Annotated in this window: 20 protein-coding genes; 11 read left to right on the top strand and 9 right to left on the bottom strand. The window is 56.2% G+C overall.

The genetic code is table 11. From position 1 onward, the window contains the following. Positions 1-144: 144 nt before the first annotated feature. Positions 145-1179, top strand: coding sequence for an L-rhamnose/proton symporter RhaT (gene rhaT, locus C7M51_RS06715; RefSeq protein WP_160621075.1), 1035 nt, complete (start codon positions 145-147; stop codon positions 1177-1179). Between the two features lie 47 nt (positions 1180-1226). Here the strand turns inward: rhaT and rhaR are convergent, their stop codons facing one another. Together rhaR and rhaS are read right to left on the bottom strand one after the other, a co-directional pair. Continuing rightward, positions 1227-2093 (bottom strand): HTH-type transcriptional activator RhaR, encoded by an 867-nt coding sequence (gene rhaR, locus C7M51_RS06710; RefSeq protein ID WP_160621074.1) that lies wholly within the window; start codon positions 2091-2093, stop codon positions 1227-1229. Between the two features lie 12 nt (positions 2094-2105). Beyond that, a complete protein-coding gene (rhaS, locus tag C7M51_RS06705; RefSeq protein ID WP_160621073.1) occupies positions 2106-2930 on the bottom strand; it encodes an HTH-type transcriptional activator RhaS in 825 nt (274 codons plus the stop codon). A gap of 300 nt (positions 2931-3230) precedes the next feature. Here rhaS and rhaB point away from each other — a divergent pair, with 300 nt between their 5' ends. From rhaB to rhaM, 4 genes are read left to right on the top strand one after another with little or no spacing between them, the layout of a single operon-like run. Next, positions 3231-4703, top strand: coding sequence for a rhamnulokinase (gene rhaB / locus C7M51_RS06700; RefSeq protein ID WP_160621072.1), 1473 nt, complete (start codon positions 3231-3233; stop codon positions 4701-4703). Continuing rightward, positions 4700-5956: an L-rhamnose isomerase gene (locus C7M51_RS06695; RefSeq protein WP_160621071.1), complete on the top strand. Its 1257-nt coding sequence runs from the start codon at positions 4700-4702 to the stop codon at positions 5954-5956. Before rhaB ends, C7M51_RS06695 begins: the two co-directional genes overlap by 4 nt. Before the next feature lie 10 nt (positions 5957-5966). Then, a complete protein-coding gene (gene rhaD / locus C7M51_RS06690) occupies positions 5967-6809 on the top strand; it encodes a rhamnulose-1-phosphate aldolase (protein WP_160621070.1) in 843 nt (280 codons plus the stop codon). After that, positions 6799-7113, top strand: coding sequence for an L-rhamnose mutarotase (gene rhaM, locus C7M51_RS06685; protein ID WP_160621069.1), 315 nt, complete (start codon positions 6799-6801; stop codon positions 7111-7113). Before rhaD ends, rhaM begins: the two co-directional genes overlap by 11 nt. A gap of 73 nt (positions 7114-7186) precedes the next feature. On the opposite strand, the gene C7M51_RS06680 is transcribed toward rhaM, so the two are convergent. After that, positions 7187-8368, bottom strand: a complete 1182-nt coding sequence (locus C7M51_RS06680) for a sugar transporter (RefSeq protein ID WP_160621068.1) — start codon at positions 8366-8368, stop codon at positions 7187-7189. 375 nt (positions 8369-8743) lie between these two features. Between C7M51_RS06680 and oqxR the strand changes: the two genes are divergently transcribed. After that, positions 8744-9229, top strand: coding sequence for an efflux pump transcriptional repressor OqxR (gene oqxR, locus C7M51_RS06675; protein ID WP_160621067.1), 486 nt, complete (start codon positions 8744-8746; stop codon positions 9227-9229). Positions 9230-9769: 540 nt separating this feature from the next. On the opposite strand, the gene C7M51_RS06670 is transcribed toward oqxR, so the two are convergent. Beyond that, a complete protein-coding gene (locus C7M51_RS06670) occupies positions 9770-10012 on the bottom strand; it encodes a hypothetical protein (RefSeq protein WP_160621066.1) in 243 nt (80 codons plus the stop codon). A gap of 248 nt (positions 10013-10260) precedes the next feature. Here C7M51_RS06670 and C7M51_RS06665 point away from each other — a divergent pair, with 248 nt between their 5' ends. From C7M51_RS06665 to C7M51_RS06655, 3 genes are all read left to right on the top strand, one after another. Then, positions 10261-10614, top strand: coding sequence for a helix-turn-helix domain-containing protein (locus tag C7M51_RS06665; protein ID WP_160623590.1), 354 nt, complete (start codon positions 10261-10263; stop codon positions 10612-10614). 233 nt (positions 10615-10847) lie between these two features. Then, positions 10848-11294: a ribonuclease domain-containing protein gene (locus C7M51_RS06660; protein WP_160621065.1), complete on the top strand. Its 447-nt coding sequence runs from the start codon at positions 10848-10850 to the stop codon at positions 11292-11294. A 3-nt stretch (positions 11295-11297) separates the two neighbouring features. Then, the gene (locus tag C7M51_RS06655) at positions 11298-11567 is read left to right on the top strand and encodes a barstar family protein (protein WP_160621064.1); all 270 of its coding nucleotides are present in this window, start codon (positions 11298-11300) and stop codon (positions 11565-11567) included. Between the two features lie 43 nt (positions 11568-11610). Here the strand turns inward: C7M51_RS06655 and C7M51_RS06650 are convergent, their stop codons facing one another. From C7M51_RS06650 to C7M51_RS06635, 4 genes are all read right to left on the bottom strand, one after another. After that, a complete protein-coding gene (locus C7M51_RS06650) occupies positions 11611-14022 on the bottom strand; it encodes a virulence factor SrfC family protein (RefSeq protein WP_160621063.1) in 2412 nt (803 codons plus the stop codon). Continuing rightward, a complete protein-coding gene (locus tag C7M51_RS06645) occupies positions 14019-16988 on the bottom strand; it encodes a virulence factor SrfB (RefSeq protein WP_160621062.1) in 2970 nt (989 codons plus the stop codon). Before C7M51_RS06645 ends, C7M51_RS06650 begins: the two co-directional genes overlap by 4 nt. Before the next feature lie 2 nt (positions 16989-16990). Beyond that, entirely contained in the window at positions 16991-18373 is a 1383-nt protein-coding gene (locus tag C7M51_RS06640) for an SrfA family protein (RefSeq protein WP_160621061.1), read from the bottom strand. 207 nt (positions 18374-18580) lie between these two features. After that, a complete protein-coding gene (locus tag C7M51_RS06635; protein ID WP_160621060.1) occupies positions 18581-18718 on the bottom strand; it encodes a hypothetical protein in 138 nt (45 codons plus the stop codon). Positions 18719-19033: 315 nt separating this feature from the next. On the opposite strand from C7M51_RS06635, the gene C7M51_RS06630 reads away from it, so the two are divergent. Next, entirely contained in the window at positions 19034-19216 is a 183-nt protein-coding gene (locus C7M51_RS06630) for a con-10 family general stress protein (protein WP_038626107.1), read from the top strand. A gap of 467 nt (positions 19217-19683) precedes the next feature. On the opposite strand, the gene C7M51_RS06625 is transcribed toward C7M51_RS06630, so the two are convergent. Continuing rightward, positions 19684-20862, bottom strand: a complete 1179-nt coding sequence (locus C7M51_RS06625) for a benzoate/H(+) symporter BenE family transporter (RefSeq protein ID WP_160621059.1) — start codon at positions 20860-20862, stop codon at positions 19684-19686. Between the two features lie 86 nt (positions 20863-20948). On the opposite strand from C7M51_RS06625, the gene C7M51_RS06620 reads away from it, so the two are divergent. After that, positions 20949-21515 carry a helix-turn-helix domain-containing protein gene (locus C7M51_RS06620; protein ID WP_160621058.1) on the top strand — a complete coding sequence of 189 codons (567 nt, stop codon included), beginning with the start codon at positions 20949-20951 and terminating at the stop codon, positions 21513-21515. Positions 21516-21518: the final 3 nt, after the last annotated feature.

Below are 21518 nucleotides of genomic sequence, written 5' to 3'. Positions count from 1 at the left end.
CGCTATCGAGACTACCTGCTTATTTTTGCCACAGTGTGCGTCGACAGGGCAGTCAGCTAAAGGCTGAGGGGGAAATGAACTCTTTAGACTCGCGGTAACCGGGAGAGTCTTCTCCTGCGGCCTCAACCTTATAAAGGAATAACGATGAACAACGCAATCCTGGCAGGTATCTTGTGGCATCTGGTGGGCGCTGCCAGCGCCGCCTGCTTTTATGCTCCGTTTAAACGCGTCAGACAGTGGTCCTGGGAAACGATGTGGTCGGTAGGCGGCATTATGTCGTGGTTGATTCTGCCGTGGGCGGTGAGTGCCGTACTGCTGCCTGATTTCTGGGGCTACTTCCAGCAGTTCACGCTGGCTCAGCTGCTGCCGGTGTTTCTGTTCGGTGCCATGTGGGGCATCGGCAACGTGAACTACGGGCTGACAATGCGCTATCTCGGGATGTCGATGGGTATCGGCATCGCCATTGGCATTACGCTGGTAGTGGGAACATTAATGACGCCGCTGTTGCAGGGGCGCTTTATGGTGTTGTTCAGCTCCACCGGGGGGCGTATGACGCTACTGGGCGTGCTGGTTGCGCTAATTGGCGTTGGTATTGTGTCTCGCGCAGGTTTCCTGAAAGAGCGCGCGATGGGGATCAGCGCCGAAGAGTTCAACCTGAAAAAAGGCCTGTTACTGGCGGTAATGTGCGGGATTTTCTCTGCCGGAATGTCGTTTGCGATGGATGCGGCGAAGCCGATGCATGAAGCGGCTGCCGCTGCCGGTATCGATCCGCTCTACGTAGCGCTGCCCAGCTATGTGGTGATTATGGGCGGCGGTGCGATGGTTAATCTGGCCTACTGCTTTATCCGCCTGGCGGTTAAACCTTCACTGTCGCTGCGCGCCGATCTCTCGCTGGCGAAGCCGCTGCTGCTCGCCAATGTTAGCTTTGCGATGCTGGGTGGCCTGATGTGGTATCTACAATTCTTCTTCTACGCCTGGGGCCACGCCAATATCCCGCCACAGTACGATTTTGTCAGCTGGATGCTGCATATGAGCCTGTATGTGCTGTGCGGCGGTATTGTAGGTCTGCTGCTGAAAGAGTGGCAGTCGGTAGGGCGTCGTCCGGTCAGCGTACTTTCCGTTGGCTGTCTGGTAATTATCCTGGCGGCGAACATTGTTGGTCTGGGTATGGCAGGTTAACCAGTCGGGCAGGGAGGCCAGCCGCGTAAGACGCGTGCTGGCCTTGTTTATTGCTCCGGTACGGGCTGAACGCCTTTACCGGTACGCATAAAACGCTGCCGCCATGCGCTGGGCGTCAGCTGGGTTTCGCGGGTAAATACCACAGAAAAGTAGTTACTGTCGTCAAAGCCACAGCGTGCTGCCACCTCGCCAATCAGCAGATCGGTACTGCGCAGCAGATGTTTTGCCTGGCAGAGCCGTAACTGGCGCAGATAGTGACCAATTGTCATGCCGGTTTGCTGACGGAAGAGCTGCTTCAACGCCCGTTCGCTGAGCTGATTATGGTGGCAGAAGGCGGCGAAATCGAAAGGGCGTCCGGTATTGGCCTGAATGGCCGACATCAGCAGATCGAGCTGCTCTCCTTCCGGTAGCTCCCCGGCGCGTTCGGCCACGTAGCGATGCCGCCGCAGAATCAGCGTTAACTGCAAAAACAGCGCCTCTGCCAGCTGCATCGACAGCATATCGGTCTTACGGCTTTCCTGCTCCAGCTGAGAAATTACCCCGCGTACCAGCGCCATGCCGCGCGTGGTCAAACGCCAGTGGGCGTGATAGTCGGCATCATCCAGCGGCAGCAGCTGCGACCACTCCAGCCCCAGCCGAAAGCGCTCCGGGCAGTAAAGAATGTTATCCAGCACCAGATCGTTGACCGATTCGAAGCTGTGGCAGTCGTTATGACGGATATAAAAAAGATCGCCGCAGGTTATCAGCCACGGGCGATCGTTCAGCACATGCAGGCCGTTGCCGCGCCAGACGATGACGATCTCATTAAATTCATGACAATGCGGAGAAAAGACAGGCTGCGGGGCGCGATCCTCTACCGCCACCGGCATCGCTTCTGAAGGAAAATAGTCCGCTTTCGCCAGTATTAGCCCCATGCTGTGCTCCTGTTACCACATCTGCTGCCGCTCAGCGCGCGGCGCGCAGCCAAATTCCCGGCGAAACAGCGTGGAAAAATGATTGCTGTCGCCAAACCCGCACTGATAGGCGATATCGGTTATGCGCATATCGCTGTGGCGCAGCAGGTGACGTGCCTGCAACAGCCGTAGCCGGTTCAGATAGCGCTGCGGCGTGCTGCCGGTCTGCTGCTTCAGCTGGCGATGTAGCGTGCGCAGCGACAGTGAGAAGCGATCGGCCAGCGCATCCCAGTCGATATCCTCGCTGTAGTGTTCGTTTAGCCAGTCAAGCAGCCGCAGCAGGCGCGCCTCCTGCGCATCACTTTCCTGTTCACGGCAGCCCTGGCGTAGCAGCAACAGCAGCTGCATAAAGGTCAGTTCCTGGCGCAGGCGCTGTTCGGTGGCATCGCCGTCTTCGGGCACCTGTAACTGTGCGATCAGTATTTTAGCCTGCGCCATTACCCGATTGCTGATGCGCCAGTGGGAAGGGTAGCGCCCGTCGCGCTCCTGCGGCAACAGATCCTGTAGGCCGGTCAGAAAGCGAAACGCCTGCGGGCCGCGCCACAATACATTGGTTAAATAAAGGTTCTCGGTTTGCTCATAAAGATGACGGTCATGATCGCGTACAAAGCAGACGCAGCCGCCACAGAGCGACTGAGGCTGACCGTTAAAGATATGGATACCTGCGCCCTGTTCCACCAGCACAATTTCATGAAAATCGTGGTGATGTTCCGGAAACATTCCCTGCGGTGCCCGCGGTTCGATCGCTATCGGCTGATCGCCGTCAGAGAAAAAATCAGCGCTATGTAACACGGTCATCTGTGCATCCTCATTTATCTGTTTGCGACCGATACTAGTCAGCGCGCGCCTAAATTACCTTGAAATTTGCACCGCAAAACAGCCTTAAACGGTTAATTTTTCAAGAAACGACTGAAAATATTCAGAATTGCGGCAAGAGTCACATCGCATTGTCGGCGCAATGAAAAACAGAACTGTGAGTTGCTTCACGTCTTTCTTTACGCCCCTGCCAGCGGGCGTTCTGAAGTGGCAGCCTCAGCAAGGTGTGGAACTGGCGGCATTTTTACACTGGTGAGCATGTTTCATCAGGAAGCGAATCATATGACGCACCACAATTTTGTAGCCATCGATCTCGGCGCCTCCAGTGGCCGCATTATGCTGGCACAGTACCAGCCGGAAGAGCAGTCGCTGACGCTGGAGCAGATTGGCCGCTTCGCTAACCAGCGCCAGCAAAAACAAGGATATGACTGTTGGGATCTGGATGGCCTTGAGCAGGCGATCCGCGACGGGCTGGAACAGCTGCTGGAAAGAGGCATCGTGCCGGAAAGTATTGGTATCGATACCTGGGGCGTGGATGTGGTGATGCTCAATCAGGCAGGTGAACGTGTCGGCCTGCCGGTTTCTTACCGCGATAAGCGCACTCACGGTCTGATGGCGCAGGCACAGCGCGAACTGGGACGCGATCTTATCTGGCAGCACACCGGCATTCAGTTCCTGCCGTTTAACACCCTTTATCAACTGCGTGCGTTCAGCCAAATGCATCCAGAACTGCTGGCTGAAGTGGCACATGTGCTGATGATCCCCGATTACCTGCAATATCGCCTTACCGGTCAGCTGAACTGGGAATATACCAACGCCAGCACGACGCAACTGCTGAATCTGGCAACCGGCGAATGGGATCGCCAGCTGCTGAGCTGGGCAGGTGCGCGGGCAGAATGGTTCGGCACGCCGCAGATGCCAGGCACGCCGGTGGGCGAATGGCAAAGCCGCAGCGGTCTGCGTATTCCGCTGGTGGCGGTAGCAACGCACGATACCGCCAGTGCGGTGCTGGCAACGCCGCTGGCCGCGCCTGATGAGGCTTATCTCTGTTCCGGTACCTGGTCGCTGCTCGGCTTTGAAAGCCAAACGCCCTTCAATAATCAAGCGGCGCTTGACGTCAACGTGACTAACGAGGGCGGCGCGGAAGGGCGCTACCGGGTGCTGAAAAATATCATGGGGCTGTGGCTGCTACAGCGCATTTGCAGTGAACTGGAAATCACCGATCTCTGCGCTCTGATCGATGAGGCGGCGTGCTATCCCGCCTGCCAGTCGATTATCGACGCCAACGATGCCCGTTTTATCAATCCGGCCAGTATGGTGCGCGAAATCCAGGATGCCTGTGCAGAGCAGGCGATGCCGGTGCCTCACAGCCCGGTGGCACTGGCCCGCTGTATCTTTGACAGCCTGGCGCTGCTTTATCGTCAGGTGGTGGAGGAGCTATCGACGCTGCGCGGTTCAGCCTTTAGCCGCCTGCATATCGTTGGCGGCGGTAGCCAGAATCCGCTGCTTAACCAGCTGTGCGCTAACGCCTGCGGCTTGCCGATTTCTATCGGTCCCGTTGAAGCCTCCACGCTGGGCAACATCGGCAGCCAGCTTATCGCCCGTGGCGAACTGGCGGATGTGGACGCTTTTCGCCGCTGCGTGGCAAAAAACTTTCCGTCTCAAATCATTCAACCACTCTCAGACAGCGCGCTGACCGACAGCTGGTCGCGTTTTCAGGCGCTAAAACAACCGCGTAAGGAATTATGCTTATGACCAGGCTTACAGAACAGGCTTTTGAACTGGCGAAACAACGCTTTGCCGATATCGGCGTCGATGTGGAAGCCGCAATGAATCAGCTGGATCGCATCCCGGTTTCCATGCACTGCTGGCAGGGTGATGATGTACGCGGTTTTGAAAATCCTCAGGGCGCGTTAACCGGCGGTATTCAGGCGACCGGCAACTATCCGGGACGTGCGCGTAACGCCGCCGAACTGCGGGCAGACGTGGATCTGGCGCTGTCGCTGATTCCGGGGCCGAAGCGGTTTAATCTGCACGCCATCTATCTGGAAAGCGATCGCCCGGTCGATCGTAATGAAATCGAGCCGCAGCACTTCGCTAACTGGGTCAGCTGGGCGAAAGAACGCCAGCTGGGACTGGATTTTAATCCGACCTGCTTTTCCCATCCGTTGAGCGCTGACGGTTTTACGCTCGCTCATGCGGATAAAAATATTCGTCAGTTCTGGATCGATCACTGTAAGGCCAGCCGTAAGGTTTCCGCCTGGTTCGGTGAACAGCTCGGTACGCCCTCGGTAATGAATATCTGGGTGCCGGACGGGATGAAAGATCTCACTGTCGATCGCTTCGCGCCGCGCCAGCGTCTGATGCAGTCTATTGATGAAGTGCTGACGGAAAAACTCGATGCGGCACACCACATCGATGCGGTGGAAAGCAAGCTGTTCGGTATCGGTGCTGAAAGCTATACCGTTGGCTCAAATGAATTCTGTCTCGGCTACGCCGCCAGTCGGCAGATCGCCCTGACGCTGGATGCCGGACATTTCCATCCGACTGAGGTGATTTCTGACAAAATCTCCACCGTGATGCTTTATGTGCCGCGCCTGCTGTTGCACGTTAGCCGCCCGGTACGCTGGGACAGCGACCATGTCGTGCTGCTGGATGATGAAACCCAGGCCATCGCCCAGGAGATCGTGCGTCAGAAACTGTTCGACAAAGTACATATCGGCCTGGACTTCTTCGATGCCTCCATCAACCGCATCGCTGCCTGGGTTATCGGCACGCGCAATGCGAAAAAAGCGCTGCTGCGTGCGCTGCTGGAACCGACCGATAAGCTGCGGGCGCTGGAATCTGCCGGTGATTACACCGCGCGCCTGGCGCTGCTGGAAGAGCAAAAATCGCTGCCGTGGCAGGCAGTTTGGGAAATGTGGTGCGAACGCCACGATGTCCCGGCGGATGCAGGCTGGCTGCGCAGCGTGCGTGATTATGAAGAACAGACCCTCAGTAAACGCTAAGGATTTTACAATGCAATCAATTCTTTCTTCCTGGTTTGTGCAGGGTATGGTGAAAGCCACCAGCGATATGTGGCTGAAGGGCTGGGACGAGCGCAACGGCGGTAATGTCAGTATGCGTTTGCTGCCGCAAGAGGTGGCGGATTTTGCTCATGATTTCGTTGCCGAACCCCGCTGTGTCGAGCTAACCCATCCGGCACCTGGCCTGGCGAACGACTGGTTTATCGTTACCGGCTCCGGCAAATTTTTCCGCAATGTCCAGCTCGATCCGGCTGACAGCCTGGCGCTGCTGCAGGTGGACGAAAAGGGGCTTTCCTACAAAATTCACTGGGGGCTGGCAAACGGTGGCCTGCCGACGTCGGAGCTGGCGGCCCATTTTCAGTCGCACAGCGTGCGTAAGCAGCTGACCAACGGTGCCGATCGCGTGATCATGCACTGCCATGCCACCAATTTTATGGCGCTCAGCTATGCGATTGAACTGGATTCGGCGCGGCTGACCCGCCTGCTCTGGGAAGGCAGTACCGAATGTCTGGTGGTATTCCCGGACGGCGTCGGTATTGTGCCGTGGATGGTGCCCGGCACTGACGAGATCGGCAACGCCACCGCAGAGCAGATGGCTTCTCACAGCCTGGTTATGTGGCCTTTCCACGGCATTTTTGGTGCCGGACCGACGTTAGATGAAACCTTCGGTCTGATCGATACCGCGGAAAAATCTTCCGAAGTGGTGGTGAAAGTGCTTTCGATGGGCGGCATGCGCCAGAGCATTACTACCGAACAGCTGGTAGCGCTGGGCAAACGCTTTAAGGTCAAGCCGTGGCAGGCGGCGCTGGATATTGGGCCAGCCTATGTTGCGTAAAGCGTTCGTTATGCAGGTCTATCCGCACTGTCATGAAGCCTATCAGCAGCGCCACTCTCCCATCTGGCCAGAGCTGGAACAGACGCTGAAGGCGCATGGCGCGCATCACTACAGCATCTTCCTTGATGAACAGCGCAGCCTGTTATTTGCCTGCGTGGAGATTGAATCGGAAGAACGCTGGGAAGCGGTAGCGCAAACGGAAGTATGTCAGCGCTGGTGGGCATCGATGCGTGAGCTGATGCCAACCAACCTTGACAACAGTCCGGTCAGCCAGCCGTTAAAACAGGTGTTTTATCTGCCATAAAAAAAGGGCGGTGAAGGCCGCCCTTTTTGATCGTTAAGTCACGTATATGATTGCCCGTCAGTTCCGCCTTTGATTAGCCATTGCTGCGCAGTTGAGGGTAGCGGCGGAAAATAAAAATGCACCAGAACAGCGCCAGCAGGCCAATAACGGCGCCGACATTGCCAACGTCCGCCATTCTGAAATGCAGGCTGACCTGATTTCCCAGTAGCGCCCCGGCACCGATACCGATATTGTAAATACCAGAAAACAGCGACATCGCCACGTCAGTCGCATCCGGTGCCAGCGACAGTACCCGCACCTGCATCGCCAGGCCTATCGTCATCATGCCCATCCCCCAGACAATGCAAAGCACCGATACGGCAAACGGGTGTACCGCCGCAAGCAGCAGCAGCCCCATACAGAGGGTGATCAGCCCAATCGCGCTCAGCAGTAGCGCCGAAGGGAGTTTATTGCCGAGCAGACTGAAAATAATGCTGCCGATAATACCGGCGCTGCCAAAGATCAACAGCAAAAAGGTCGTGAAGTTCTCACCCTGCGAGGCGATCGCCTGCATAAAAGGCTCGATATAGCTGTAGGCGGTATAGTGCGCCGTCACTACCAGCGTCACCAGGAAATACATACTGACCAGCGCCGGACGTTTAAACAGCATCGGCACGCTGCTAAGCGAACCGGTATGTTCGCTGGGCAGTTTCGGCAGCAGCTTAACCAGGATTAGCATCAGGGCCAGCGCTGAGACACCAATCATGCCAAAAGTAGTACGCCAGCCCAGGTACTGACCGATAATGCGTCCGATCGGCACGCCTAATACCATCGCCAGCGCGGTGCCGGTAGCCAGCATGCTGAGCGCCTGGGTTTTCTTACCGGCAGGCGCAACGCGAATCGCCAGCGAAGCGGTGATTGACCAGAAAATCGCATGCGCCAGCGCAATACCGATGCGCGAAGCCACCAGCACCCAAAAATTCCATGCCAGCAGCGATAGCACATGACTCAGGGTGAACAGCATGAAAATAGCGGTGAGCAGTAAACGCCGCTCGATATTGCGCGTGACCAGCATCAGCGGCAGCGACATTAACGCCACCACCCAGGCGTAGATAGTCAGCATTACGCCCACCTCCGGCGTTTTCATCGCAAACGAGGCGGCGATATCGGAAAGCAGGCCCACCGGAACAAATTCAGTGGTATTAAAAATAAAAGCTGCCACAGCCAGCAGCACAACTCGTAGCCAGGCTGTTTTACGGGAAACGGGTGTTTGCATGGGATTTACTGAATGCCAGACGCATGAAAGAGTTAAAGAAGATAGTGATGTTAGCATCAAAAGGTGACGTGCATCACATTACGCCGTCTATTGTGGTTGATTTAACGTGCAAGTGAAACAGTGAAAATAAAAAAAACGGCGCGGTGGGGCAGAAGGCTGACCTGAATTTTATCGCGCTCTGTTTACCTTGCCTGAAGCGCATCGCCCGCCAGCCGGGCTTTACTGGGGGCAGACGGGGGAGATATTTATGAATATGTGCCCCCGCCTGCGGGTTATCTTCAAAAAAGTAACTGTGTTTGTTATATTATTTTGCATTGATTCTTCACCGCCGTGGCCCCAAAAAGAACCATATCCGCCGTAACCCAGGATGATGAAATGTTAGATTACCGCTTCCCGACAGCTTTGCAGATGGTTTTGAGCGTAGCGATGGCGGAGCAATCAGGAAAACGTTCCACCAGCGCCATTCTGGCGTATGGTCTGGAAGCAAATCCCAGCTTTATTCGTAAATTAATGGTGCCGCTTACGCGTGATGGCATTATTGTTTCCACGTTGGGCCGCACCGGTTCGATTCATCTTGGACGCCCGGCCGATCAAATTACGCTACGCGATATTTATGTTTCGGTGATCGAGGATAAAAAAATCTGGGCCTCACGACCTGAGGTTCCGGCCCGCTGCGTGGTTAGCGCTAACGCCTGCTGGTACTTTAAGTCTATCGCTCAGGAGGCGGAAGAGGCCTCGCTGAAAGTGCTGGCGAAGCGTACGGTAGCCGATGCGCTGGAAGAGCTACAGAAAAAAGATACCAGCGGCTGCGATGCCGTCCCGGAACCCGAACCGGAAGATCTGAGTAAGAAGAGCCGCTAAATGCGGCTTTTTTTATGGTTAAAATAAGCCCGCTATGGCGTATTACGCGGCGATTGCCGGAGCGTATTCAGCGGCTCAGGCAGGCCTGAATGGTTTATTTCATTAGTTACAACATACTATAGGGCTAAGAATTAAACCACATCAGCATTGTGCAACTATAAAAGTCAACCAGAGAAAAACGGGGAATATTTACCGGTTAAAAAGATGTTTTGCTTAAGTGATTGATATTAAGTATGAAAATAACACGTCGTTAATCATAGTAACATTCCTGATGCTCTTCATTTTTATCCATAATTTTATTATAGATATAGCCAAATATGCACCATAAAAGAAAAGCCGTTACTATCCATAACATTACTGATGTCATCCTAAAAATAAACGCGGGGCATCTTATCTTTGTTTTAGCGAAGTTTCAATTAACGGCATTGCCTGAGACAGAAATATGCGTTTATCTTTTAATTAAAAACGTCGGTATTAAATAAAAGTTAAATAGTCTCTTATTGATTATAAAAATATCGTCAATCCGGAAAAATAAAAATATCAATGCGCATCCCGACGCCGCCATATCTGTTCCCACTGCTGTTCCAGCCGACGGCTGGTGCTGTCAGTAGCAACCGCGCCAGCCAGCTCGCCGGTAAAGGCGCTCAAAACGCTGCTGAGTTCAATTTCAATCTGACCGCTTGCGCTCGTTCGCCACAGCAACCTGCCGGACTGCATTGCCATTTCAAGCTCGACAGCTGACCTGCGAGTCATATTTTCCACTTCAGCTATTTGCAGCCACATGACGAATCGTCTCCGTTGCGATTACCTGTCAATGGTATCGGCAAAAACAGTCAAATCCTGATTGATTAATAAAAAGTTTTATACTTCAAATGGTTGTTGGCAGGTCTATGCCTTGTTTTGCCTGTGGCCGCAGGGGAAGGGGCTTTTAATGTATCAATATAATTTGCAATTTCTGACAAATTCAGTCACCGTTAAATGTAACTGCAACAGATACTGATACTATTAGCCCTGGCGACGGGAGAACAATGATGAGAAGTGACGCATTTATTCACGATCTGATTGACTGGATTGATAACAATATCGAAGGCCGACTTAATCTGGATACCGTATCGGAGCGGGCGGGTTACTCCAAATGGCACCTGCAACGCATGTTTAAAGAGCATACCGGCTATCCGCTGGGCGAATATATTCGTTCACAGAAGCTGAAAAAATCGGCGGATCGCCTGACGACCAGCAACGAACCGATCTTAAACGTCGCTATTTCGTTAGGTTTTGATTCCCAGCAATCCTTTAATCGTAGCTTTAAACGCCAGTTTGGGCAGGCGCCCGGCGCGTGGCGTCGTAGCGCAGGGCAGCAGCACGATAAATCACTGCAACGCTAAGTGAACGCCAGGGCCGGACTTTCCGGCCCGCGTGGTTTATTTCCCCTGGTTACACGTTTTTATCGGCGCGCCGTCGTCAGTTTTGATTCGCATTGACCCTGTCATTTTCCGGATAATCGTAAAACGTTCAGCTGCCGTCATTCAACTTGTGTGAATGCAGTAACCCAACGGACATTCCGCTCAGATAATCAGGCTGCTATAGTGCCCGCATCGTTGCTACGTCATAAAAAATTATGTCTAAGAAACTTTGGCTGGGCCTGATTCTTGTACTGGCGGGCGCTTTTATCGGCCTGCGTCCTCATTTTTCTTCGCAGAAGGATGCCGGGCAGGCTACTAAGACAAATGATATTAATGCGCTGACCGCCGAGCGGCGGGTTGCGCGTTATCTGCAACAGCATCAGCGCTTGCCAGATTATTACATCACCAAAAGCCAGGCGCGACGCCACGGCTGGGTAGCCGCAAAGGGAAACCTCTGCCAGGTACTGCCGGGGCGCGCTATCGGTGGCGATCGTTTTGCCAACCGGGAAGGTGGTCTGCCGGCGCATGCCGGACGAAACTGGTATGAGGCAGACGTTAACTATCGCTGCGGGCGTCGTGGTACCGATCGCCTGCTTTATTCCAGCGATGGCCTTATCTACCTTACCACCGACCACTACCGTACTTTTCATCGTCTGGAGTAAGCCGTGCTGGAAATGCATTTTGACTTCTCGATTCTTAACAGCCGGATGGCCTTTTATCGCAGCTTTGCTGAACAGAGCGGCGCAGGCGAGCATTTTGGCGCGAATCTGGATGCGTTGTGGGATGTCCTGACCGGAGAGTTGGCGTTACCGGCGCGCCTGTGGCTGTACCATTTGCCGCCCCGCGCCGAACGGGGCGAACTGGCAGCCATTATTGCGTTACTGGAAGAGGCCGCCTGCGAGCTGGACGGCGAGTTGATTTTACAGCCTGCCTGACGCTCAGCAAAACGCGGGACGCATCCGCCCGTCCCGCTAATTTTTACCCCTGAATCAGCTTCAGCGCTTTCAGCAACGGCAGACGCGCAGCGTCGTCGATTTCGCTGCCGCCGGCATAGCCGTTATTTTCAACAATCAACGTGTTCAGCCCAACCAGCCAGTCATAAATATAAAATGCGGTGGTATTCGCAGGCGCGGCGGAGAGCCGCGTCAGGCGCTGCGCGTGACCAAAGCTGACGGCGGGCGTCTGCGGCTGCGCAAAAATTTTATTGCCGCGGTTCACGCGGCTGTCGGGCCGTTCGGCAGCCTCACGCTTAAGAAAACCGAGCCAGGCAACAAAATCGCCCAGTACGGTGAGCGCACGTGATACCTGACGATCGACTTTCCCTTCGCGCGGTGCGCCAGGCGCTTCATGTTCGGTCAGCGTACGCAGCAGGTTACCGGCGACATCAAGACGGAAGCTGGCGGTGATCAACTCCTCAACCAGCATCTGCATGGCGTTTTTACTTATCCCTAACAGGGAGAGCAGGCCATCATTGTCGGGCAGGCTGCGTAGGTGATGGATCCAGTAGCGCTGTACATTATGAGCAAACAGGCTGTCGCAGTCCGGCGTCGTATCTTCGCTGTCGCTGGCCAAAGTCGGTGCGGGACGATCGCTGAACAGATCGAACTCAAAGCCGATACCAAAATGGCTGCTGGGCAGATCGGGTTCGGCGGGCAAGTGTTGCGCACCGCTCGGCTGTTGCTGCGGCAGCAGATAGATAGCGCGTAGCTGCTCACGCGAAGGCTGTAGCCGTTCCAGCAGTTCACCGTGCAAACCGGTGCGGGTTTGCAGTGCCTTCAGCAGGCTGTCGGCGATTTGCTGCTTGTGCTGTAAATCATCGACCGGCTGGGCCCAGTTAATCAGCAGGCGCTCGCCCAGCTCAAGGCGCACACGCTGTACGCGCCCCTGTAGCCGCGCCAGCCGGCCTTCTGCTTTTACCTCAGCCTGTAGCCAGGCGGCCATGCGTTCAATACCGCCCGCATCCTGTGCCAGCATCGATCCCCAGTCGCTGCCCGCCACGCCGGTTTGACGCTGTACCGCTTCATCAATATTCACCGGTTGCAGGTAACGCCCGTCAAAGCGGGTCACCGCCCAGATCAGTACCGGCTTTTGCGCGTTTGGCCTTTCTCCTTCGGCACGCGGCATGGTTTTCAGCCACTGCGTCAGCATGCGCCCCACCTGGCTGGCGTCCTGACGCTGGCTGGCGGCGGTGCAAACCAGCACGCGATCCAGCGCCTGGCGTTCGCCATAAAATTCAAGAAACAGCGCGCGTCGGGCGCGCATCAGGCGTGCCGCCAGAGGATTACGCTGCGCGGCCTGCGCCTGTTCATGGCGTGCGTCTTCTTCCAGTGCGGCACCGTAACCGGGAATATCTACCGCTTCGACGCGATCGAACAGCGCCTGACGCGGCGGCATGGCAAGGGGAATCAGCACCTCCAGCGTCAGCAGCGTCAGCTCCGCCAGGGAAAGCGGCACCGGGCGCTGGCTGCGCGTTGGTGTGCAGGGTATTACTTCCACCAGACGATCCTGCGCGCCGTTCAGCGTGCTCGTTGCGTTGCTGAACAGCAGCTCTGATGGCAGCAGGGCGTCATCAACCAACAGCGAAAGCGGTGCCAGCACGCTCGGCGCATGATGCAGCGCGTGCAGCGTATGCGCCAGCTGACGCCACAGCGCGGTCAACGTTTCATCGTCGTTCCATAACAGCGCCAGCAGCTGGGCACGATCGTCCACGTCGAGCCAGGGGGCCAGTTCGCAGGCCTGCGGCCAGAAATGACGGTTAAGCAGCGCGGCACGCCCGCTATCCTGACGGCGACAGAAATCCCACAGCGCCACCAGCTCCTCGCTTGCCATGCCTTCCACCGGCTGTGGCTGACGCAGACGCTGCAAATGTTCCAGCCGCGCCTCCAGCGTTTTCGCTTCGCTGTCGCCTTTTGGCTGCTGTAAAAAGGCGGTCAGTACCATGCGGGTCATTTCCGCCTCGCTCAGCAGCGTCAGCGTCAGCGGCCTCACCATATCTTCGGCAATGTGCAGGTGGCTGAAGCGGATCGCCATGCCATAATCCTGATTGCCGGGGTTGATGTGGGTCAGGTAATCGAGCGTTTTACCGGCGAGCTGGGTAGCCAGCCGCCCCTGGGCATCACCGACCAGCGCCTGTAGCAGCGAAGCCTTGCCCGCCTGGGAAAGGCCGTAAAAGCCGATGGTCTGCGCCTGTGCCAGCGCGGTTTCCGTCTGGCGCAGCTGATATTTACCGCGGCGCAGCGCCAGCTTCAGACCATCCGCCTCCATATCCAGGCGCGGCGACTGCACGCGCTGGGCATCGACCCAGGCCAGCGCCCGATCGATACCGTGATTCATGTTCTCAACCTGCTGGCTGAGGGGCGATGCCTGCTGTGTCAGCGTAACGGCTCTCATTTCTTAAATACGCTCCCGCTGTCGATCCAGTATTGGGCATTGGCATTGCCGCTGGCGGACAATGTATTAAGTTTCAGGCTGAGCTGCGATAGCGGCACGCGCGTACCGTCATCCAGTCGGGCGTCGGCCAGCACGAAACGCTCTGGCGAACCGGACTGTGCGCCGGGTTCCACCGCCAGCTTCACGCGCAGCACGCTGTCGCCAGCCACTTTGCGCGCCAGCTGCGCGTCGTTAAGGGTCAGGCTATAGAGCGGCGAGGCCAGCCAGCGGTCGTTATCCAGCTGGCGGAACCCCAGGCAAACATTGCCGCGAATCTGGAAGCTGCTCTTGCGATCCGGCGTCCAGGACGGATCGTCGAGATCGATCTCGCTGTAGCAGACGTTATCGCTGGTAAGCGCGTGATTATCATCCAGCATGCCGAGGTAGCGAATGGTCGAGTAGGGCTGGAAATCGCCCGCTTTGAACCAGAAGCTTGAAAGGCGCAGATCGAGCGCCAGCAGGCAGAGCATCGCGCCGACGGCGGCGGTCGACTTCGGGTTATCGATGCGCCCCATTTTATTAAACGGATACCAGTCGCTGGTGTGATAGCCCTCCAGCGAGAGAATGCGGCTGCCCGGCAGCGGTTGCAGATGACGGAACAGCGCCTGTACGCCGGGGAAACGCGAAGGGCGTCCGGTTAACAGCAGCACATCGCAGCTGTAAAGCGACACCACTTCCGCCATCGAGCGTAACGCAGGAACGATCGCCATGCGATGCGACAGAAACTCGCCGTGCAGTTTGCTGAGGCTAACCACCATCGGCACCTGCAAAATATCAAACGTCTGCTGCCCACCGAGGGCGCGCTGCGCCTCGCTGTTGATGTAGTCCAGCACTGCCGCGCCGGGGCGCTGCGTCAGCAGCTCACCATACAGCGCCTCAATTTCGGCGCTGACGTCGAGCGGATCGTAGCTTTCATAGCGCTCCAGTACCGCCTGCGCCAGCGGAATAAACAGTTGAAGCGTTGCCTGCTGGCGTAGCGTGGAGAAGCCGTCCATACGTCCGTCATAGCCGAACAGCTTATCCAGCAGAATATCGGGATTCGCCAGTCCGGCCCGCTTCAGCGCGGCATGCAGCGCAGGCAGCACATAGAGCTGGATGACATCCAGCAGGATATCGTCACCGGCCACCTTAAAACCTTCGCGGAACAGCAGGCGCGGGTTAATCTTGACGTTATTGCCCTGGCCGTCATCAAGCGCATAGTGGGTAATTGCCAGATCGGTGGTGCCGCCGCCAATATCGATCGAGGCGATGCGCAGGGTTTTGCCCGCCGGTTCATCAGCCTCACGCAGGCGATCGGGGCGCGCCATGCTGGCGAAAAACGCCTCGGCGCGCCCGGCGAAATTGACCTGAGTTTCGTTAAACAGGTAAACCATCTGACCGCAGGTCGCTTCATCCCACTCCATCTGTACATCAGGAATCGGGCGGCTGCTGAGTGCGTTTCGGTCGTCGCGATCGAAGGCGGCATCGGTGGGATGCCAGCCCATCGCTTTCCACACCAGCCCGATGGCGTCCTGCATCCGGCAGCGGAAGATTTCCCGCTCCGGCTTTGGCATCGCCGAGGGCAGCGTCAGAATGATATGCCGCAGCTGACGCGGCGCGTAGCTGTGCGGCATCTTCTGCCGCTGAGCGGCGCTGTTCATCTGCATCATCGCCTGCGCCAGCAGTTCACTGAGCATAAAGGTCATCAGCGAACTGCGGCTGTAGTGGGCGGAGAAAACCGGCAGCCGATCCTCTTCAGGAATGCGCCACAGCGGTTCGCCTTCGTCATTAATCAGCGTCATCAGCGGCTCGGCGATCGCCTGTGGTTCTGCGCGATCGCTGCGGTTAAAGCGCCAGCCAGCGGCGTAGCGCGCCTCATCCCACAGATAACGGCGCGGGCTGGAAATGCCGGTGGTGCCTTCGGTTCCGGCACGTTGTAACGACATGCGGCTCGCTTCGCGTCCAACGCGCGTCAGCGACGGCCAGACAAACGCGCCGTCGCGCCCGCTCTCCAGCGAGAAATTCTTTTTACCGAAGCTGGCTTCGGCGAACTCTACGCGGCTGTCGAACATTTCGTTGTAGACGTGGTGCGGCAGTGAAAGATCGCGCAGCTGTAGCTCATAGGTCTGCTTCAGCCCGTTGACCTCATCGGGATGATCTTCCACCAGGATGCCGCAGGTATGAGAGTTGCCCACGTCGAGGATCAGATCGACATTTACCACCGGCTCCTGCAACGTTGCCGCCAGCACGCGGATATCGGTGAGCGCCAGCTGGTTGCCAAGCAGCTCCAGCAGGTTCAGGTAGTGTGCCTGATACTCAAATTCACGCAGCGCCAGCTTGATTTCGCTTTCACGACGCGCTTCCTGCTCCGTGGCGCGCTGGGTAAAGACTTCGCGCAGCCAGCCGTCTACCCAGGTGAGATCGAGAAACTCGCCCAGCTCGTAATTATGCCAGGCGAGGGCGAAAGCCACGCCGTTATTGGCGTCGGCGGGCGTCAGCATCAGGCTGGCCTGTTCGCTCTCATCGGCACAGCTCTGGGTGTCAAAGGCCATCACCACGCGGTGGGTGTTACCATCCGCATCGGGGCTATCCAGCGCAATGATCTGCATACGTGCCCAGTTTTCCGGGCCGCCGATAAACTGGCGCGGCGGGGCGCAGCGCAGGATCGGCAGCGGTAGCCACAGGCCGTTTAACAGCGCCAGCGACTGGGCCAGCGTGGTGCTGCACTCAGGCTTCACCACTTCCGGCGCCGCGCCGTTTTCCAGCGGCAGCAAATAGCGCCCGCTGGCGGCGTCATGCGTGATGCGCAGCAGCGGGCCGTTCGCCGTCTGGCGTACAAAACAGCGCGGCTGGCTGTCGTTGAGGCTGATAGCGAAATCGAGAAACTGAATGCCGCTGTCGGCGATCAGCGTAATTTTTTGTTTAAAATCTGTGATGGGCGCCAGCATTGTTATTTACTCTCACGCTTGATCGATATCGGATATGTGACATCGCTGCCAAATTGCGCTTCACACACGGCGGCGCCATCTCCCTGTTTACATACCAGCTGCGGCATTTTATAGCGGGTACCGTTAGCGCAGCGCGCAGTATAACGGCTGTTAATCACCAGATTGCCTGAGCTCATCAGGCCAGCGGAGGTTTCCGCCTTGCAGCGGGTGCCGTCACCCTGGACGATGGTCGCGGTGCCTTTACCGTCACGAATTTGATAGCGCAGGGTGGGTGCCTTAAAGCCAGGTAGTTTTTTAACCTGTAATGAAGCGCGCCAGTTGCCATCAAGGAAACGGACCGATCCAATACGTACCGCATCTGCGGGCATTACCAGCGCATCTTTAGGAACAGGCGCGGGCGGTGCCACGGGGGCTGGCGGCGGCGTTACCTCGACCTGTGCCGCGGCAACCGGTTCGGGCGCAGGAGGAGGCACAACGACAGTTGCATGATGCAGCGGCAGCGTTTTATGTAGCTGGCTCGATTTTTCCTGCATCTCCGGCGGGATCACCACGTGCGGTTTGATATCTGCTTGCGGCTGTTTAACCGGCACGGCAGCTACCGGTGCTGGCGTCTGCGGCCAGTAACTGAACGCCAGCGCGGCGGCCACGGCCAGCACCAGCGGCGGCACGACCCACAACAGACGACGACGACGCGGCGGTTGTGGCGACGGTGCAACTGCGGCTTCGATTTGCGGCTCTTCGCTTTCGTTAAGTTCGGTAACGGTCTGATAGGCGCTTACTGAGGCTGATGGACGCGGCGCAGGCGGCGCTACTGGAGCAGGCGCTACAACTACCGGTTCCGGCGTCACGACAGGCGCTGGCGTAATAACCGGCGGCGCGTCATCTTCCGGCGGCTCTGGCTGCAACGTTGTGCGCAGGCAGTCGAGCGCATCGCTGCGTGAACGCTTATCCAGTTCGACAAAACCCCAGAAGGTTAATACCGGGCGTCCATCTACCAGATAAACATATTGTCGGTCGGGAAACTGAAACGCTTTGCTCAGCAGCGCGCCGAACAGCTTCATCGCGGGTTTTTCCGCGCTTAGCGCGCGCTGGCTCATTGCCATCAGCGTTTGCTGATGATTTTCAAGCTGCGTTAACGCCTGCTGGCGTTCGCTTTCGCTGGCGGCGTGCCAGGATTTCACTTTGCCGGAGAAGGGCGCATACCAGTCGATGCGGTCACCCAGTTCGTTGGCCTGTGGAATAGCCAGACAGTCGGCCAGTTTTTGCTGTTTGCGCAGGCGCAGCGTTTCGCGAAGCTGGAGCGCTGAGAGGTAAACCGGCTGACCGTTTTCCCCTAAAGCCAGTACGGCATCCAGATTTCCGCTGCGTAAGAATGTTTTTGCCACCTGTAAGGGCCCTTATTTGACGCTGCCAGAGGCAGAAAATCGTGAGATATCGGCGATCCGGGTGATTTTATCTGTGCATGAGACAAATCAAACGTCAGAAAAGAGCGCGTATTTGTTTTATATTCCTGGCGCAAGGCACTCAGAGCAGCGGCTGGTCGCCCTTTACCGCGTCCAGGGCGTATCAGCGTGATGGCAAGAATGCGCGTTTCACTCCAGCCAGCGACGCGAACGGATCGCCGAACGTCCATCCTCAAACAGTAAAAAGACGATGTTCTCCGTCATCATTAACAGGATGAATTTGCGCTGACGGCACACGCTGTCCGAGCGGAGCCATTTAATCGACATAATCCATTCTGTTATAAAGTAATTACTCACCGAATTAATCAGTATGAGATTAACGAAAAGGGGAGGTGTTGCATCTCCATCTTTAATGTTTTAAGAGTATTCTTAAAAGCGTTGTAAAAGTTTTTATTTAACGACGTGGATAATTAAAGCCAGAATGAGATATCACTGAACTTCTTTTTGCTTAGTAGTAAAAGCGGTAAGAAAATATTTGCACTTCGTTGTGTTGCTTCTACAGTTAATAACGTTGTTCCGCTTGCTTATCTCCCGGTGGGAGTAAGTTGATCATTTGAATGTGAGAAAAAAAGAGGAATTTTTATGACTCAATATCGTGGTGGAGCAGGTAATTTTGCTAACGATCGGCAACGTGCATCTGAAGCAGGAAAGAAGGGAGGCCAGCGCAGCGGCGGTAACTTCAAAAACAACCCGCAGAAGGCGTCAGAAGCGGGACGCAAAGGCGGCCAGAACAGCCATGGCGGAGGCCGTAAACCGGCAGAATAAAATAAGTTCAGATACGTTGTTTTAATGCCCCTGCACTCCGGCTTAATGTGTATAAATCAAGCCGGAGTGATTGCTCTTATCTTAATATTTACTTCTTACACCTTCCTACCTCTTTTTCGTTATTATTTTTATTTTTCCTTTTGGTCATCGATTATTTATCTTCCGTTATTAATTTCGTTGATTTATTTTTTGCTGATTATAAAAAGAATTAATAACGCGGTTGGGTACTGCAAACCTGGACAAAGAGGTTGATACTTGTACAACTATATTGGTTGCCAGCGAAAATACCTTGCGATTAAATGTTTGTTCTTAATGGCTATGCAAGGTAAATAATCTCAGCTGACGAAAAAGGGCAGTCGTTTTTTCCCGCAGGTCGGTACGCTCAGGAATACCATCAGAACCCCGGAACGGCAGACAGTTATATATGTTTTGCCCTGTTGCGTTTTAGCCTTTATCAGCCTTGTCTCTCACCGTTGAGAACGCAGGCTGGTTATTCCCCACACCAGCACGCCCGCCGCTAATCCCCAGAATGCCGCGCCGATGCCGCCCAGCGTAATACCGGAGGCGGTGACCAGAAAAGTTATTATTGCCGCATCGCGGCGTTCTTCATGCTGTAAGGCGCGCTGAATGCTGCCGGTCAACGTACCGATTAGCGCCAGGCCCGCCAGCGTCTCGATCAGCACCGGCGGCAGCGAGGTCAGCAGCAGGCCAACCGCGCCACCAAACAGGCCCGCCAGCAGATAAAATAATCCGGCAATGGCCGAGGCGCGCCAGCGCTGTTGCTTATCAGGATGGACCTCATCGCCCATGCAAATGGCGGCGGTAATCGCGGCGATACAAACGGAAAAACCGCCAAACGGCGACAGCAGCAGGGCGATCAGGCCGGTCCAGCTAATTAGCGAAGAGACAGATGCACTGTAGCCATGTGCCTGTAGCGTGGCGATGCCAGGCGCATTTTGTGAGGCCATGGTAACCAGAAAATAGGGCAGTCCGACGCCGAGCAGCGAGGCAAGCGTAAATTCGGGCATGGTCAGCGTGGGCCAGCGCAGAGTCGCCAGCGGCTGGGTGACATGCAGATCGCCACGCAGCAGCACAACCGCCAGGCCGGTCAGCAGGGTAATAATAATGGCATAACGCGGCAACAGACGACGTGCCAGCACCCAGCCTGCGCACATTGCGCCGCACAGCGTCAGATCGATTTGCAGCGCGGCGAACGCCTCCAGGCCAAAACGCAGTAAAATGCCCGCCAGCATTGCTGCGGCAATTTCCTGCGGAATGATTTTCATCAGGCGGGCAAACAGGCCGGTAATGCCGCACAGTACAATCAGCGCATTGGCAAACAGAAAGATACCGATGGTTTGCGGCAGTGTAACGCCGTCCAGACTGGTAGCCAGCATCGCCGCGCCGGGCGTTGACCAGGCGGTCAGTATCGGCTGGCGATACCAGAGAGAGAGGCCAAGCGAGCTGATGCCCATCGCTACGCCCAGCATGGTAAACCAGCCGCCGATCAGATCCGTTGTAGCACCTGCGGCAGAAGCGGCCTGAAAAACTATCGCCGCTGAACTGGCATAGCCAATGAGCGTGGCAACAAAACCTGCTGCCAGTTGAGGAAAAGTAAAGCCGCGTGCACGCTGCGTCATTAACATAGTAAGCTTGCTCCTTGTGCGTTATAGCGCACAAGATAGCATCGTGCGCTATCGCCTACAAGTTAACCAGAAAGCAGAGGATCGCCATGCAGCTTTTATCGCAACATCTTGCACGCACGCTGAAAGCGTTACGCAACCAGCGCCAGTGGAGCCTGACGCAGGCGGCGGCGCAAAGCGGCGTCAGTAAGGCGATGCTGGGGCAGATTGAACGCGGCGAATCCAGCCCAACGGTTGCTACGCTGTGGAAAATCGCCACCGGTTTTGAGGTGCCGTTCTCACTGTTTATTACCGCACCGGAGAGCGATACCGGCGTGATGCACTATCGTGAAGGCGATCGCCCGCCGTTTCGCCAGCCTAATGCGCAGATGCGGGTCACGCCGCTGGTTAATTTCGATCCGCAGCTCGGTTTCGATCTGCTGGAGATTGAGTTTGCACCGGGCGCATTAAGTGAATCGACGCCCCATGCGCCTGGCGTTACCGAACATGTGGTGGTCATTCGCGGGCAGCTGGCGGTGCAGGTGGCGCAGCGCTGGCACCGTCTGAAGACAACGGAGGTGCTACGTTTCCAGGCTGATGCGCCGCACGCTTACCGCAACGATAGCGATGAGCCAGCGCTGATCCACGATCTTATTCACTATCCACGCCCGGGCTAAGAA

This window comes from Mixta intestinalis (genome assembly GCF_009914055.1).
In the GTDB taxonomy this organism is placed as follows: Bacteria; Pseudomonadota; Gammaproteobacteria; order Enterobacterales; family Enterobacteriaceae; genus Mixta; species Mixta intestinalis.
Note: the sequence above shows the minus strand (reverse complement) of the source record. Positions and strands in the feature narration are given on the sequence as shown.